This window comes from Streptomyces sp. HP-A2021 (genome assembly GCF_022807935.1).
In the GTDB taxonomy this organism is placed as follows: Bacteria; Actinomycetota; Actinomycetes; order Streptomycetales; family Streptomycetaceae; genus Streptomyces; species Streptomyces afghaniensis.
The window spans coordinates 7,845,673-7,860,526 of the sequence record NZ_CP094344.1 but is presented as its reverse complement, the minus strand read 5'-3'; the positions used below and the strand labels follow the sequence as shown (position 1 = coordinate 7,860,526).

Genomic DNA, 14,854 nt, shown 5'->3' with positions numbered 1-14,854 from the left:
GACCTCACATGCGTTCGAAGGAGCGGCGCAGCTCCCAGTCGGTCACCGCGGCGTCGAAGGCGTCCAGTTCGACGCGCGCCATGTTGCGGTAGTGCGCGACCACCTCGTCCCCGAAGGCGGCCCGGGCGATGGGGCTGTGCTCCCAGAGCTCGGCGGCCTCGCGCAGGGTGGTGGGGACGTGGGCGAAGTCGGCGGCGTAGGCGTTGCCGGGGCAGGGCTCGGGCAGTTCCAGCTTGTGCTCGATGCCGTGCAGTCCGGCCGCGACCAGTCCGGCCACGGCGAGGTAGGGGTTGACGTCGCCGCCGGGCAGCCGGTTCTCGAAGCGCATCGAGCGGCCGTGGCCGACCACGCGCAGTGCACAGGTGCGGTTGTCATGGCCCCAGGCGACGGCGGTCGGGGCGAAGGAGCCGGGCTGGAACCGCTTGTAGGAGTTGATGTTGGGGGCGTAGAGGAGGGAGAAGTCACGCAGGGCGGCGAGCTGGCCGGCGAGGAAGTGGCGCATGACGTCCGACATGCCGTCCTCGCCGTCGCCTGCCATGGCGTTGGTGCCGTCCGCGTCCGCGAGCGAGAGGTGGATGTGGCAGGAGTTGCCCTCGCGCTCGTTGTACTTGGCCATGAAGGTGATCGACATGCCCTCCTGGGCGGCGATCTCCTTGGCGCCGGTCTTGTAGACGGCGTGCTGGTCGCAGGTGACCAGGGCCTCGTCGTAGCGGAAGGCGATCTCGTGCTGGCCCGGGTTGCACTCGCCCTTGGCGGACTCCACGGTGAGGCCGGCGGCCGCCATCTCGTTGCGGATGCGGCGCAGCAGGGGCTCGATGCGGCCGGTACCGAGGACCGAGTAATCGATGTTGTACTGGTTGGCCGGGGTCAGGCCTCTGTAGTTCGCGTCCCAGGCCTGTTCGTAGGTGTCCTTGAAGACGATGAACTCCAGCTCGGTGCCGACCTGGGCGGTGTAGCCGAGTTCGGCGAGGCGCTCCAGCTGGCGGCGCAGGATCTGGCGGGGCGCTGCGACCACGGGCGAGCCGTCGTTCCAGGCGAGGTCGGCATGGAGCATGGCCGTGCCCTCGTTCCAGGGGACGCGGCGCAGGGTGCTCAGGTCCGGGTGCATGGCGAAGTCGCCGTAGCCGCGGTCCCAGGAGGACATGGCGTAGCCGTCGACGGTGTTCATCTCGGTGTCGACGGCGAGCAGGTAGTTGCAGCCCTCCGTGCCGTGCTGGAGGACCTCGTCGAGGAAGAAGCGCGCGGCGAACCGCTTGCCCTGGAGCCGCCCTTGCATGTCGGGGAAGGCCAGGACGACAGTGTCGATCTCACCGCCGGCGACGAGGGCGTGCAGTTCCTCGACGCTCAGCGGGGGTGTGCGGTCTGCCACGGGAGGGCCTCCTTGGCTCCTTGGGTCCGCCGGAGCCCATAAGGTATTGCGGAGAACCATTGCTTGGGAAGGGGGTACGGCCACATGCCGGAGGAAGCTGGCGGCGAGACGCGGGACGGGCTGACGCCGGTGCTGCGGCCGGTGCGCGCGGGCAACGGCTTCGAGGAGGCGCTGGAGCAGATCCTCCAGGTCGTGCGGCTAGGCCTCGTGCCGGGGGGCGAGCGGCTGCCGGCCGAGCGGGAGCTGGCGGAGCGGCTGGGGATCAGCCGGGTGACGCTGCGCGAGGTGCTGAAGGTGCTCCAGGACCAGGGGCTGGTGGAGTCACGGCGGGGCCGGTACGGCGGCACGTTCGTGCTGCCGCGTCACGACGCGGGCGGCGAGGACGAGCTGCGGCGCCGGATCGCCGAGGTCGACATAGAGGACGTGCTGCGGTTCCGGGAGGTGCTGGAGGTCGGCGCGGCGGGGCTGTGCGCGGCGCACGGGCTGGACGACAAGCAGGCGCAGCGGCTCCGGGAGGCCCTGGCGCGCACGCACGACGCCCCGCTCGCCGACTACCGCCGCCTGGACACGCTGCTGCACCTCACGCTCGCCGAGCTGTCCGGCTCCCCCACGCTCACCGCCCAGTACGCGGCCGTCCGCGCGACCGTGAACGAGCTGCTCGACTGCATCCCGCTGCTCGTGCGCAACCTCGAGCACTCGCAGCGGCAGCACACGGCCCTGGTGGAGGCCGTGATCGAGGGCGATGCGGACCAGGCGCGGGAGATCACGCGCGAGCACTGCGCGGGGACGGCGGCGCTGCTGCGCGGCTTCCTCGGCTGAGCCGGGACGGGTCCCGGCGTTGCGAGGATTTACTGGCGATTAACGCAGGGGTATTGCCTTCCTGTGGCGGCACGGCAAAGGTATGGATCCATTCCATTGAGTCGAGCCCTCTCGACCCCGTGTCCGCCTCCCGTGGGGAGTCTGCCCATGTCCCAGGAATCCACCAGCCCACCCGCCGCCGCGCAGGCGGACGACTATCTGGAACGCAGGGCACTGCGCCGCGGCAGCGCCGGCTGGGTGCTGCTGACCGGCCTCGGCGTCGCCTACGTCGTCTCCGGTGACTACTCGGGCTGGAACTTCGGCCTGGCCGAGGGCGGCTTCGGCGGCCTCGCGATCGCCATGGTGCTCATGGGCGCGATGTACGCGTGCATGGTCTTCGCCCTCGCCGAGCTGTCCTCGATCCTGCCGACGGCGGGCGGCGGCTACGGCTTCGCCCGCCGGGCGCTCGGCCCGTGGGGCGGCTTCCTGACCGGTACGGCGATCCTCATCGAGTACGTCCTCGCGCCCGCCGCCATCGTCATCTTCATCGGCGACTACGTCGAGTCGCTGGGGCTGTTCGGCCTGGAGTCCGGCTGGCCGATGTACCTGGTCTGTTTCGCGATCTTCCTCGGCATCCACCTCTGGGGTGTCGGCGAGGCGCTGCGCTTCAGCTTCGTCGTCACCGGCATCGCGGTGGCCGCCCTGATCGTGTTCGCGCTGGCGGCGCTGCCCGACTTCTCGTTCGCCTCGCTGGACGACATCCCGGTCGACTCCTCCGCCGCGGGGTCGAGCTCCTGGCTCCCGTTCGGTCTGCTCGGCATCTGGGCGGCGTTCCCGTTCGGCATGTGGTTCTTCCTGGGCGTCGAGGGCGTGCCGCTGGCCGCCGAGGAGACGCGGGACCCGGCCCGTACGCTGCCGAAGGCGATCCGCTGGTCGATGGGCATCCTGGTGGTACTGGCGGTGGTGACCTTCTTCGCGGCGGCAGGGACACGCGGCTCCGCGGCGATCCAGGAGGCGGGCAACCCGCTCGTCGAGGCGCTCCAGCCGGACGGCAGGGCGACGACCCTGAGCCGGATCGTGAACTACGCGGGCCTGGCCGGCCTGGTGGCGTCGTTCTTCTCCCTGATCTACGCGGGCTCGCGCCAGCTGTTCGCCCTGTCCCGCGCGGGTTACCTGCCCCGCTTCCTGTCCCTCACCAGCCGCCGCAAGGCGCCCTACCTGGGCCTGCTGGTGCCCGGCACGATCGGCTTCCTGCTGGCGGCGGTGTCCGGGAACGGCGCCCGGATGCTGAACATCGCGGTCTTCGGCGCGACCATCTCCTACGCCCTGATGTCCCTGTCGCACATCGTGCTGCGCCGCCGCGAGCCGGAGCTGCCGCGGCCGTACCGCACGCCGGGAGGGGTGCTGACCTCCTCCGTCGCCCTGGTGCTGGCCTGTGCGGCGCTGGTGGCGACGTTCCTGGTGGATGTGACGGCGGCGTTGATCGCGCTGGCGGTGTACGTCGTGGCCCTCGCGTACTTCGGCCTGTACAGCCGGAAGCGGCTGGTGGCGAAGGCGCCGGAGGAGGAGTTCGCGGCGCTGGCCGCGGCCGAGGCAGAGTTGACACGGGACTGAGACATCGAGTGTGAGGGAGTTTCTGTGGCCAGGCCGTTGATCGGGGTCAGCACGTATCTGGAGGCGGGTGCGCGCTGGGGGGTGTGGGAACTGGAGGCCGCGCTGCTGCCGGTCGGCTATCCCCGGCTCGTGCAGCGGGCGGGCGGTCTGGCCGCGATGCTCCCTCCGGACGACCCCGCGCACGCGGCCGCGGCCGTGGCCCGGCTGGACGGGCTGGTCATCGCGGGCGGCCCGGACGTGGAGCCCGTACGGTACGGCGCCGAGCCGCACCCCCGCACCGGGCCGCCGGCGCGGGAGCGGGACGCCTGGGAGCTGGCCCTGATCGACGCGGCCCTCACGGCGCGCGTCCCGCTGCTCGGCATCTGCCGGGGCATGCAACTGCTGAACGTCGCCCTGGGCGGGACGCTGGTGCAGCACCTCGACGGGCACGCGGAGGTCGTGGGCGTCTTCGGCAACCATGCCGTCAAGCCGGTGCCGGGGAGTCTGTACGCGGGTGTCGTGCCCGAGGAGACGTCGGTGCCCTCGTACCACCACCAGGCCGTGGACCGCCTGGGCGAGGGACTCATGCCGTCGGCCTACGCGGAGGACGGCACGGTGGAGGCCCTGGAACTGCCGTCCGGGGAGGGCTGGGTGCTTGGAGTGCAGTGGCATCCGGAGATGGGCGAGGACGTCCGGGTGATGCGGGCGTTGGTGGAGGCGGCGATGGTGACCTGAGCCGGTGAACGCAAGGTCCCAGGGGGCTCCGCCCCCTGGACCCCCGGCCTGTGCCCACCCACCACCCGAATCGGTCGGCCAGGAGGCCGGGCCCCCAGCCCCCCAGCCCGTCCGGCGTTTGAGGACGAGGCCGTTCAGGCCGATGGGAGTCCAGGGGGCGCAGCCCCCTGGCGGGGTCGAAAGGGCGGAGCCCCTGGGGATGGGACGGGTAGGGGCGGCGGGGGCGAGGAAACTACCCCCGCGTCAGCGACAGCAGATCCCGGGCCGGACCGGTAGGGCGATGGCCCGTCGGCCACACCGCCCGGAGGTCCCGCGCCAGCGCGACCCCCTCCACCGGCACCCGCACCAGCCGCCGCATCGCCAGCTCCTCCCCCACCGCCAGTTCGCTCAGCACCGCCGGCCCCGCCCCGCTCACCGCCGCCGCCTTGACGGCCGTCGTGGACGACAGCTCGATCAGCGGCCGTGCCAGCCCACCCAGCGCCGCGTCCAGGACCTGACGCGTACCGGAGCCCTTCTCACGCAGGATCAGCGGGGTCGACGCGAGTTCCTCCGCGGCCAGGGAACGCCGCCGCCGGGACCACGGATGGGCAGGAGCCGTGACCACTATCAGCCGGTCATGGGCGATGACCACCGAGTCCAGCCCCGTCGGGACCGTCAGCCCCTCGACGAACCCCAGGTCCGCCTCGTCCGCCAGCAGCCGCTCCGCGACCACCGTCGAGTTCCCGGCATGCAGGGACACCGCCGTGTCGGGCCGCTGGGCACGCAGCGCGAGCAGCCAGCCGGGCAGCAGATACTCGGCGATCGTCATGCTCGCCGCCACCCGCAACCGGGAGTCGCGCCGGTCGCGCAGCGCCTGCGCCCCCACGTCGAACGCCTCCGCCGCCTCCACGATCCGCCGCGCCCAGTCCGTCACCAGCGCACCGGCGTCCGTGAGCCGGGACCCGCGCGGTGAGCGGTCGACCAGCGCCACGCCGAGCTGCCGCTCCATCGACCGGATCCGGCTGCTGGCCGCGGGCTGGGTGATGCCGAGTTCCCGCGCCGCCCCGCCGAGGCTGCCGAGCCGCGCCACCGCCAACAGCAGCTCCAGGCCGCCCAGATCCGGCACCCGGTGTGCGAGAGACCCGCCGGCCGGGATCTCGCCCTGCTCTTCCGTCCTGCTCATAAACCCAGCTTATGTCGCCATAGAGACATGCTCCCTGGCGGCGGGGTGCCCACGGCCCGACCGTGGGAGTCATGGTCACCGCAGCCCAGCCGGCCCAGCCCCTTCCGTGCGCCCTCTCCGTCCGTCACCTCGGACCCAACTGGTACGCCACCGTCATGGGCACCGCCGTCGTCGCCACCGCCGGGACCGCCCTGTCACCGCACGTCCCCGGGCTGCGCGGCGCGCTGGCCGGTGTCTGGGCCCTCTCCCTGGTCCTGCTCGTCACCCTGCTCTGCGCCCGGGCCGCGCACTGGGCCCGCCACCGGGACCAGGCCCGCGCCCACCTCCTCGACCCGGCGACGGCCCCCTTCTACGGCTGCCTCGCCATGGCCCTGCTGGCCGTCGGGGGCGGTGCCCTCACCGTCGGCCGGGACTGGATCGGCCTGCGGGCGGCCGTGGCGCTCGACGCGGTGCTGTTCAGCGCCGGTACGGCTCTCGGGCTGGCCGCCGCCGTCGCGGTGCCGTATCTGATGGCCGTACGGCACCGTGTCGAGCCGGGACAGGCCACGCCCGTCTGGCTGCTGCCGCTGGTCGCGCCCATGGTGTCCGCCGCCGTCGGGCCGCCGCTGGTGCACCAGCTGCCTCCCGGTCAGCCACGGGAGACGCTGCTCCTCGTCTGCGTCGCCCTGTTCGGGCTCAGCCTCCTGGCGACCCTGGTGATGCTGCCGCTGGTCTTCGGGCGGCTGATCACCGGTGGGCCGCTGCCGCTCGCCCTCACTCCGACGCTGTTCCTGGTGCTCGGGCCGCTCGGGCAGTCCACGACCGCCGTCGGCGCGTTCGGGGACGCCGCCCCCGGGGTCGTACCCGCGCCGTACAGCCAGGGCTTCGATGTGCTCGCCGTGCTCTACGGCGTGCCCGTGATGGGGTTCGCGCTGCTGTGGTTCTGCCTCGCCACCGCCCATGTGGTGCGCGCCCGGCGGCACGGGATGCGGTTCTCGATGACCTGGTGGTCGTTCACCTTCCCGGTCGGCACCTGTGTCACGGGCGCCGAGGCACTGGCCCGGCACACCGGGCTCGTCGCCTACGCGGGGCCGGCTCTCGCGCTGTACGCGGTGCTGGTCGCCGCGTGGGGCACCGCCGCCGTGGGCACCGTGCGCGGGCTGCTCAGGGGCGAGCTGCTCGCAGGGCCCGGCCCAGTACCCGTGGCGCCTCCGCCAGCGACGGCCCGTACCACGTCAGGTGCCGTCCGCTGACGAGCGCGCAGGGCAGGCCGGGGAAGGCCTCCGGGCCGTCGTCCGCGGTGAAGCGGTAGGGCTCGTCGGGAAGGACCACCATGTCCGGTGCGGCGGCGCGGAGTTCCTCCAGCGGGACGCGCGGGTAGCGGTCGGGGTGCGCCGCGTACACGTGGTCGACACCCAGGCGGGCCAGGACGTCGCCCGCGAAGGTGTCGCGGCCCAGGACCATCCAGGGACGGCGCCAGATCGGCACGACCGCCGTCAGCCGGACCTCCGGGCGCGGCAGGGACGACCAGGTCTCCTCCGCCTCGTCCAGCCAGCGCGGGCGGGCCGCCACCCCGCAGGCGTCCAGGACCCGGGCCAGTTCCGGGAAGGCCTGCGGCACGTCGCGGATCTCCGTGACCAGGACCTCGACGCCCGCCGCGCGCAGGGCCGCGAGGTCGGGCTCGCGGTTCTCCTCCTCGTTGGCGATCACCAGGTCGGGAGCGAGGGAGACGATCCGGTCGGTCTTCGGGTTCTTCGTGCCGCCGACGCGTACGACGTCGAGGCCGGGCGGATGCGTGCACCAGTCGGTGGCGCCGACCAGGGCGCCGGGCGCGGACCGGGCCACGGCCTCGGTCAGCGACGGGACCAGCGAGACGACCCTCACCGGCGGGGCCGGTCCCGGACCGCCTCGATGTGCTCGGCCACGGCGACGACGATCACCCGGGTGTCGGACTCCGCAGCCCGCCAGCGGTGCCGCACACCGCCGGTGAGGTACAGCGTGTCGCCGCGGCCGAGCCGGTAGGCGCGGCCCTCCGCCTCGATCTCCACCGCGCCGTCCGCGACGTACATCAACTGGTCGTTGCGGTACTGGAATTCACGGCCGGCGTCATGGTCGCCGGTGAACTCGGAGGCGTGCATCTGGTGGTGGCCGCGCACCAGGGACCGGGTCCGGGGGTGGGGCAGCGGTTCGGTGTCGTCGGCGCGCACGACGTCCACGCTGCACGCCGGGTCGGCCGCGGCGAGGAGTTCGACCGCCGTGGTGCGCAGGGCGTCGGCGACCTTCTCGAGGGAACTCGTGCTGGGCCGCGCCCGGTCGTTCTCGACCTGGCTGAGGAACGGGACCGACAGGCCGCTGCGCTCCGCCACGACGGCGAGGGTGAGCTCCAGCGCGCGGCGCCGCCGACGCACGGCCGCGCCCACCCGCAGGGGCTGCTCTTTGTGGTCGCCCATCGCTCCGGCTCCCTCCTTCGCCCGTCGATCCGCTCCCGGTACGTCGGTGTCCCGGCGCACTGCTTCTGTTGAGTTGTCTGCACCCTACGCATGTTCGGCAAACCGGTGCATGCGCCGGTCACATCGACGTCATACCGGGCGGTGTGAGACCTCACACTTCGCGCCAGGGGATCCGCCGCCCTCGGGGGCGGCGCGCCGATTCCTCCTACGGGAGGAACAGGGAGGGAGAAGGGGTTCGGGGGGTGGCGTAGCGCTCTGTGGTTGTCCGGATCCTGCTGGGTCCAGGCCCTGGGCGGGATACGGGTGAGGGTACGCGTACGGGGCGGGACGCGGTGTGTCGCGCCCCGCCCCGTACCGGACCTCACTGCGGCGTCATGCGCTCCACCATGTCGGGGTGCTGCTTCAGCCACGCGGCGACGGCCTCTTCCTCATGGCCCTGGCCGCGGTTCTTGATCTCGCTCTCCAGGCTGCCGAGCTCGTCCTCGCTCATCTTGAAGTTCTTGATCCACTTCGTGAGCTGCGGGTACTCCTCGGGGAACTTCTCGTTGGAGATGGTGCGGATCGTGTTGCCCTCGCCGAAGGCCTTCTTGGGATCCTTCAGCTTGGTCAGCTCGTAGTCGCTGTAGGCCCAGTGCGGCGACCAGAGGGTGACGGCGATCGGCTCCTTCTTGGCGTACGCGCGCTTCAGCTCGGCCAGCATGGCCGGGGTGGAGCCGTCGACGACCTCGTACTCCTTGTCGAGGCCGTAGCTGGGAAGAACCTTGTTCTTCGCCAGATCCATCTCGCCGGTGCCGGGCTCGATGCCGATGATCTTCCCGTCGAAGGTGCCGGCCTTGCCCTTGAGGTCCGCCAGGGAGTCGACGCCCTTGACGTAGGACGGCACGGCGATCTCCAGGGAGGTCGGTTCGTACCAGGTGCCGAGGTCCTTGAGCCGGTCCTTGTTCTTGTCCCAGTAGTTCTTCTGGGCGTAGGGCAGCCAGGCGTCGAAGTTGAGGTCGAGATCGCCCGAGGCCAGACCGGTGTAGACGGGGCCGACGTCCATCTGCTTCAGGTTCATCGTGTAGCCGCGCCGTTCGAGGACGTTCTTCCACAGGTACGTGACGGCGATGTCCTCGTCCCAGGGGAACCACGCCACGTCCAGCGGCCGCTTGGCCTCGGCGGGCGTGCTGCCGCCGGCGCCCTTCACCGGGGCGAGCTTGTCGACGTAGCCGGGGTGCTGCTTCAGCCAGGCGCGGACGGCCTGCTGCTGGTTGCCCTTGCCGGCCTTGTTGATCTCGGCTTCGAGGCTGGTGAGCTCCTTCTCGCTCATCTTGAACTTCTTCAGCCAGCCGGCGACCGTCGGGTCGTCGCCCGCGAAGCCCTTGCGGGCCAGCGTGTGCACGCCGTCGCCCTTGCCCCAGGCGCCCTTGGGGTCCTTGAGCTTCGTCAGCTTGTAGTCGTTGTACGCCCAGTGCGGCGACCAGAGCGTGACGACGATCGGCTCCTTCTGGGCGTACGCGCGCTTCAGCTCGGCCAGCATCGCGGGCGTGGAGCTGTCGACGACCTTGTACTCCTTGTCCAGGCCGTACTCCTTGAGGACCTTGCTCTTGAGCAGGGCCATCTCGCCGGCGCTGGACTCGATGCCGGTGATCTTGCCGCCGAACTCGGACGCCTTGCCCTTGAGGTCCGCCAGGGAGTCGATGCCCTTCATGTAGGAGGGCACGGAGAGCTCCAGGGACGTCTTGTCGTACCAGGCGCCGAGGTCGTCGAGCTGCTTGCCGTACTTCTTCCAGTACTGGGCGTGGGTCGTGGGCAGCCAGGCGTCCGTCTGGAAGTCGACGTCGCCCTGGGCGAGGGAGGTGTACAGCGGGCCGGCGTCGAGCTGCTTGGCCTCCACCTGGTAGCCGCGCTGCTCCAGGACCTCCTTCCAGAGGAAGGTGGAGGCGACGCCCTCGTCCCAGGGGATGTAGCCGATGCTGATCTTCTTGCCCTGGCCGACGTCCTTGCTGCCGGCCGCGGCGGTGGAGGCGGTGCCGCCGCTGCCGAAGACGCCCAGGCCGCCGGAGACGAGGGCGAGGACGACGACGCCGATCACGGCGACCGCCGGGCGGGGCCGGTACGACCAGATCTTCAGCCCCTGGGCGGCGCGCAGCCGGGCGGCGGCGCGGCGGCCGAGCGGGGAGACCTGGGTGCCGAGCGCGCTGGTCATGCGGTCGAGGTAGATCGCGAGGATCACGATGCCGACACCGGCCTCGGCGCCCAGGCCGACGTTGAGCTGGCCGATGGCCTGGTTGACGTCGCCGCCGAGACCGCCGGTGCCGACCATGCCCGCGATGGCGGCCATGGACAGACCGAGCATGATGACCTGGTTGACGCCGGCCATGACCGTGGGCAGGGCGAGGGGGAGCTGGACGCGCAGCAGGATGTTGCGGGGTGTGGTGCCGAACGCGTCGGCGGCCTCGACCAGTTCCCTGTCGACCTGGCGGATGCCGAGTTCGGTCATGCGCACGCCCGGTGCGAGCGCGAAGATCAGGGTGGCGACGATACCGGCGGAGGCGCCGGTGCCGAAGAAGAGGATCGCCGGGATGAGGTAGACCATCGCGGGCAGCGTCTGCATGAAGTCCAGGACGGGCCGGACCAGACCGCTGACGCGGTCCGAGCGGGCCGCCCAGATGCCCACCGGTATGGAGATCACCAGCGCGATGACGGTCGCCACGAGGACGAGCGCCAGGGTGATCATCGCGTTCTCCCACAGGTCGAGGGAGTCGATGAACGCGAATCCCACGAAGGTGAGGACACCGGCGAGGGTGCCGCGCAGCCAGAAGGCGACCACGGCGAAGATGCCCGCGAGGAGCAGCGGCTGGGGGGCCTGGAGGACGGCGTTGATGCCGTCGTAGAGGCCGAGGAAGACGGTCTTGCAGAAGTCGAACAGCCACCCCATGTGGGTGGTGAGCCAGTCGACCGCGTCGTTGACCCAGGTGCCGAGCTGAATCCTAGGCACGGGCGGTCACCTTCTCTCCGCCCTTGTCCCGCGGGGAGTCGCAGGGCTCCGGGGTGGTGTCCTGCTCGTCGCCGAGGAAGCCGACCAGGCGCTGCCGCGGGACGACGCCGATCAGCTTGTTGTCCTCGTCCACGACCGAGACGGGGTGCGTGAGCCGGGCGCTGATCGCGCACAGTTCAGTGAGCGGGGTGTCGGCCGTGGCGGTCTCGCAGTGGCAGCCGGGGTCGTCGCCGGTGACCGAGGTGTCCATGAGCTCGCCGGTGGTCAGCACGCGGGCACGGTCGACGTCCTGGGTGAAGGAGGCGACGTAGTCGTTCTCCGGCCGCAGCAGGATGTCCTGCGCCGTGCCGATCTGCACGATGCGGCCGTCGCGCATGACGGCGATGCGGTCGCCGAGGCGCATGGCCTCGTTCAGGTCGTGGGTGATGAAGACGATCGTCTTCTTCAGCTTCTGCTGCAGCTCCAGCAGCTGGTCCTGCATGTCGCGGCGGATCAGCGGGTCCAGGGCGCTGAAGGACTCGTCCATCAGCAGCAGGTCGGCGTCGGTGGCGAGCGCGCGGGCGAGACCGACGCGCTGCTGCATGCCGCCGGACAGCTCGTCGGGCCAGGACTTCTCCCAGCCGGCCAGGCCGCACAGGGCGAGCGCCTCGTCGGCGCGGCGTACGCGCTCGGCGCGGGGCACGCCCTGCACTTCCAGACCGTAGGCGGCGTTCTCGCGGACGCTGCGGTGCGGGAAGAGCGCGAAGTGCTGGAAGACCATGCTGATCTTCCTGGAGCGGACCTCGCGCAGCTCCCGGTCGCCGAGCGCGGTCAGGTCCTGGCCGTCGAAGCGCACATGTCCGGCGGTCGGCTCCAGCAGGCCGTTCAGCATGCGCAGCAGGGTGGACTTGCCGGATCCGGACAGGCCCATGACGACGAAGATCTGGCCGGGCTCGACGGTGAAGGACGCGTCGATGACGGCGGCGGTCGCGCCCTCGGCGCGCAGCTCCTCCCGGTCGGCCCCGGCGCGGAGCCGCTCGACCGCTCGGTCCGGTCTCCTGCCGAACACCTTGTACAGGCTCTCTGCCTGAAGCCTTGCTGACACGTGCACCTCAATTTGGACGGCAATAGAACAGAGCGAGGGCAGGGCGCAAAAGTTGAATTGCACAACCAGCCTCGCTGCGGGGCGGCGCCTCCCCTCGATTCCGGATCCCAAACGCACAAGTGGGGCGCGTCACATATGAGGCATGTCCCTGTCGGTGGCGTACGGCATGATGCGTGACGTGACCGGACGACTGATGCTCCTCGACACCGCCTCCCTGTACTTCCGCGCCTTCTTCGGCGTCCCGGACTCGGTGAAGGCACCGGACGGCACGCCGGTGAACGCCGTGCGCGGGCTGCTCGACTTCATCGAGCGCCTGGTCCGGGATCACCGGCCGGACCACCTCGTGGCCTGCATGGACGCCGACTGGCGGCCGCACTGGCGGGTGGAGTTGATCCCCTCCTACAAGGCCCACCGCGTCGCCGAGGAGCACGCGGCCGGCCCGGACGAGGAGGAGGTGCCCGACACGCTGTCGCCGCAGGTGCCGGTCATCGAGGCGGTGCTGGACGCGGTGGGCATCGCGCGCGTGGGCGTCGCGGGATACGAGGCCGACGACGTGATCGGCACGTTCACGGCGCGGGCGAAGGGCCCGGTCGACATCGTCACGGGCGACCGCGATCTGTACCAGCTGGTGGACGACGCGCGCGGGGTGCGCGTGCTGTACCCGCTGAAGGGCGTGGGCACGCTGCAGCTCACCGATGAGGCATGGCTCCGTGAGAAGTATGGGGTCGACGGCAGCGGGTACGCGGATCTGGCCCTGCTGCGCGGCGACCCCAGCGACGGCCTGCCCGGCGTGCCCGGTGTCGGCGAGAAGACGGCCGCCAAGCTGCTGGCCGAGTTCGGGGACCTGGCCGGGATCCTGGCGGCGGTCGAGGACCGGGGGTCGAAGCTGACGCCGACGCAGCGCAGGCGACTGGACGAGGCGCGCCCGTATCTCGCGGTCGCGCCGAAGGTGGTCCGGGTCGCGGGCGACGTACCGCTGCCGGACGTCACGACGGCGGTGCCGCGGACGCCGCGCGACCCTGCGGAGCTGGAGGTACTTGCGGCCCGCTGGGGACTGGGCGGTTCGCTGGAGCGCCTGCTGACGACGCTCGCGGCGTGACGGACGAGAGGGTGGGTGGCGTTCCTGAGGCCGGTGGTCCTCATCAACTTCTCATACGAGAGGTGTTAAGTGGGGGCGAGGTGCTAACTTAGGTAAGCCTAACTACACGAATCAGGGAGGCCCTCATGGCAGAGCGACCGGGACGCCAGCCGCGCAAGCCGCACTCCGCTCAGGTCGTCCGCACCGAGCGGCTGACCCCTCACATGCAGCGCGTGGTGCTCGGTGGCGAGGGCCTCGCCGACTTCGCGGCGGGGACGTGCACCGACCACTATGTGAAGCTGCTGTTCCCGCCCGAGGGCGTGACCTATCCGGAACCCTTCGACATGCAGCGCGTCCGCGACGAGCTGCCGCGCGAACAGTGGCCGGTGACCCGGACGTACACGGTGCGCCAGTGGGACGCCGAACACCGCGAGCTGACGCTGGACTTCGTCATCCACGGCGACGAGGGCCTGGCCGGCCCGTGGGCGGCGCGCGTCCAGCCGGGCGAGACCGTGCGGTTCATGGGCCCCGGCGGGGCGTACGCGCCCGACCCGCAGGCCGACTGGCATCTGCTCGTCGGCGACGAGAGCGCGCTGCCCGCGATCGCCCGCTCCCTGGAGTCCCTGCCGCGCGGGGCCAGGGCGTACGCCTTCGTGGAGATCTCCGGCCCCGAGGAGGAGCAGAAGATCGACTCGGACGTGGAGGTCGTCTGGCTGCACCGCGGTGACCGGCCGCTCGGCGAGGCGCTCGTCGAGGCCGTGCGGAACCTGGAGTTCCCCGAGGGCCGGGTGCACGCCTTCGTCCACGGCGAGGCGCACTTCGTGAAGGAGCTGCGCCGGCTGCTCCGCGTCGAGCGCGGCATCGCGCGCGAGGACCTGTCGATCTCCGGCTACTGGCGCCGCGGCCACAACGAGGACGGCTGGCAGGCCTCGAAGCGGGAGTGGAACGCGCGCATCGAGGCGGAGCAGGAGCGCACCCCGGCCGCCTGACGGCCTCCGGCCTGCCGCGGTCTGCCCGGACAGCGGGGTCAGTCGCCCCGCACGCGTGCGTGCAGATGCATGTCGTGCCAGCCGTCCTGGTGCAGGATGGCGCTGCGCTTGGTGCCTTCGAGAGCGAATCCGGTCCGGGAGGCGACCCGGCAGGAGGCCTCGTTGCGCACGGCGTGCAGCAGTTCGAGACGGTGGAAACCGATCTCGTCGAGCGCCCAGCGGGTGAGTGCGGTGGTGGCCCGGGCGGCGACGCCCCGGCCGCGCGCCGCCGGGACGGTCCAGTACGCCACCTCCGCCGTGCCGTCGCCGAGCCGTATCTCGCGCAACGCCACCCGCCCCAGCAGCCGGTCGGAGTCCGCGTCGACGACGGCCCACTGCGCCTCCCGCTCCTCCTCCCACGCCTGGTGCCAGTCCCGGATCCAGTCGGCGACCTCCTCCTCGGAGCCGGCGGTCCGGGCGTGCCACTGGTGCATCACGGGGTCCTGGAAGACCTCGTACACCGCGGGCGCGTCCCCGGCCCGCCAGGGGCGCAGGAGGAGTCCGTCGCCGGTGGCGAGGGTGGGCTGCGGCCGGCCGGTGAAGACCTCGGGGGCCAGGACCGGGCTGATGAGGAAGGGCATGCCCACATCCTGGCAAG

Annotated in this window: 13 protein-coding genes; 6 read left to right on the top strand and 7 right to left on the bottom strand. The window is 71.6% G+C overall.

All coding sequences use genetic code 11. The features are described 5' to 3' along the window. Window positions 1-4 precede the first annotated feature (4 nt). Window positions 5-1,369 (bottom strand): glutamine synthetase family protein, encoded by a 1,365-nt coding sequence (locus tag MQE23_RS35500; RefSeq protein WP_020270267.1) that lies wholly within the window; start codon window positions 1,367-1,369, stop codon window positions 5-7. An 84-nt stretch (window positions 1,370-1,453) separates the two neighbouring features. Here MQE23_RS35500 and MQE23_RS35495 point away from each other — a divergent pair, with 84 nt between their 5' ends. From MQE23_RS35495 to MQE23_RS35485, 3 genes are all read left to right on the top strand, one after another. Beyond that, on the top strand, window positions 1,454-2,188 hold the full coding sequence (locus MQE23_RS35495; RefSeq protein ID WP_020270268.1) for an FCD domain-containing protein: 735 nt from the start codon (window positions 1,454-1,456) through the stop codon (window positions 2,186-2,188). A 147-nt stretch (window positions 2,189-2,335) separates the two neighbouring features. Beyond that, complete coding sequence (gene eat, locus MQE23_RS35490) at window positions 2,336-3,781, top strand: ethanolamine permease (RefSeq protein WP_020270269.1); 1,446 nt, start codon at window positions 2,336-2,338, stop codon at window positions 3,779-3,781. A gap of 24 nt (window positions 3,782-3,805) precedes the next feature. Beyond that, on the top strand, window positions 3,806-4,495 hold the full coding sequence (locus tag MQE23_RS35485; protein ID WP_243381269.1) for a gamma-glutamyl-gamma-aminobutyrate hydrolase family protein: 690 nt from the start codon (window positions 3,806-3,808) through the stop codon (window positions 4,493-4,495). Window positions 4,496-4,727: 232 nt separating this feature from the next. Here MQE23_RS35485 and MQE23_RS35480 read toward each other — a convergent pair whose 3' ends face one another. Next, window positions 4,728-5,657, bottom strand: coding sequence for a LysR family transcriptional regulator (locus MQE23_RS35480; RefSeq protein ID WP_020270271.1), 930 nt, complete (start codon window positions 5,655-5,657; stop codon window positions 4,728-4,730). A 71-nt stretch (window positions 5,658-5,728) separates the two neighbouring features. Here MQE23_RS35480 and MQE23_RS35475 point away from each other — a divergent pair, with 71 nt between their 5' ends. Beyond that, on the top strand, window positions 5,729-6,889 hold the full coding sequence (locus MQE23_RS35475; protein WP_243381268.1) for a TDT family transporter: 1,161 nt from the start codon (window positions 5,729-5,731) through the stop codon (window positions 6,887-6,889). Here MQE23_RS35475 and MQE23_RS35470 read toward each other — a convergent pair. The 4 genes from MQE23_RS35470 to MQE23_RS35455 form a co-directional block, all read right to left on the bottom strand. After that, the gene (locus MQE23_RS35470; RefSeq protein WP_020270273.1) at window positions 6,801-7,520 is read right to left on the bottom strand and encodes a helical backbone metal receptor; all 720 of its coding nucleotides are present in this window, start codon (window positions 7,518-7,520) and stop codon (window positions 6,801-6,803) included. The genes MQE23_RS35475 and MQE23_RS35470 overlap by 89 nt on opposite strands. After that, the gene (locus MQE23_RS35465) at window positions 7,517-8,086 is read right to left on the bottom strand and encodes an XRE family transcriptional regulator (protein WP_020270274.1); all 570 of its coding nucleotides are present in this window, start codon (window positions 8,084-8,086) and stop codon (window positions 7,517-7,519) included. The genes MQE23_RS35470 and MQE23_RS35465 overlap by 4 nt, the downstream gene beginning before the upstream one ends. Window positions 8,087-8,447: 361 nt before the next feature. Next, a complete protein-coding gene (locus MQE23_RS35460) occupies window positions 8,448-11,066 on the bottom strand; it encodes an ABC transporter permease/substrate binding protein (protein WP_243381266.1) in 2,619 nt (872 codons plus the stop codon). Next, entirely contained in the window at window positions 11,059-12,150 is a 1,092-nt protein-coding gene (locus MQE23_RS35455; protein WP_037668078.1) for a betaine/proline/choline family ABC transporter ATP-binding protein, read from the bottom strand. The genes MQE23_RS35460 and MQE23_RS35455 overlap by 8 nt, the downstream gene beginning before the upstream one ends. Before the next feature lie 142 nt (window positions 12,151-12,292). Between MQE23_RS35455 and MQE23_RS35450 the strand changes: the two genes are divergently transcribed. Both MQE23_RS35450 and MQE23_RS35445 read left to right on the top strand, forming a co-directional pair. Further along, on the top strand, window positions 12,293-13,249 hold the full coding sequence (locus MQE23_RS35450) for a 5'-3' exonuclease (protein WP_243381264.1): 957 nt from the start codon (window positions 12,293-12,295) through the stop codon (window positions 13,247-13,249). Window positions 13,250-13,374: 125 nt separating this feature from the next. Further along, window positions 13,375-14,217: a siderophore-interacting protein gene (locus tag MQE23_RS35445; protein ID WP_037668079.1), complete on the top strand. Its 843-nt coding sequence runs from the start codon at window positions 13,375-13,377 to the stop codon at window positions 14,215-14,217. Between the two features lie 38 nt (window positions 14,218-14,255). On the opposite strand, the gene MQE23_RS35440 is transcribed toward MQE23_RS35445, so the two are convergent. Then, complete coding sequence (locus MQE23_RS35440; RefSeq protein ID WP_243381263.1) at window positions 14,256-14,837, bottom strand: GNAT family N-acetyltransferase; 582 nt, start codon at window positions 14,835-14,837, stop codon at window positions 14,256-14,258. Between the last annotated feature and the right edge of the window lie 17 nt (window positions 14,838-14,854).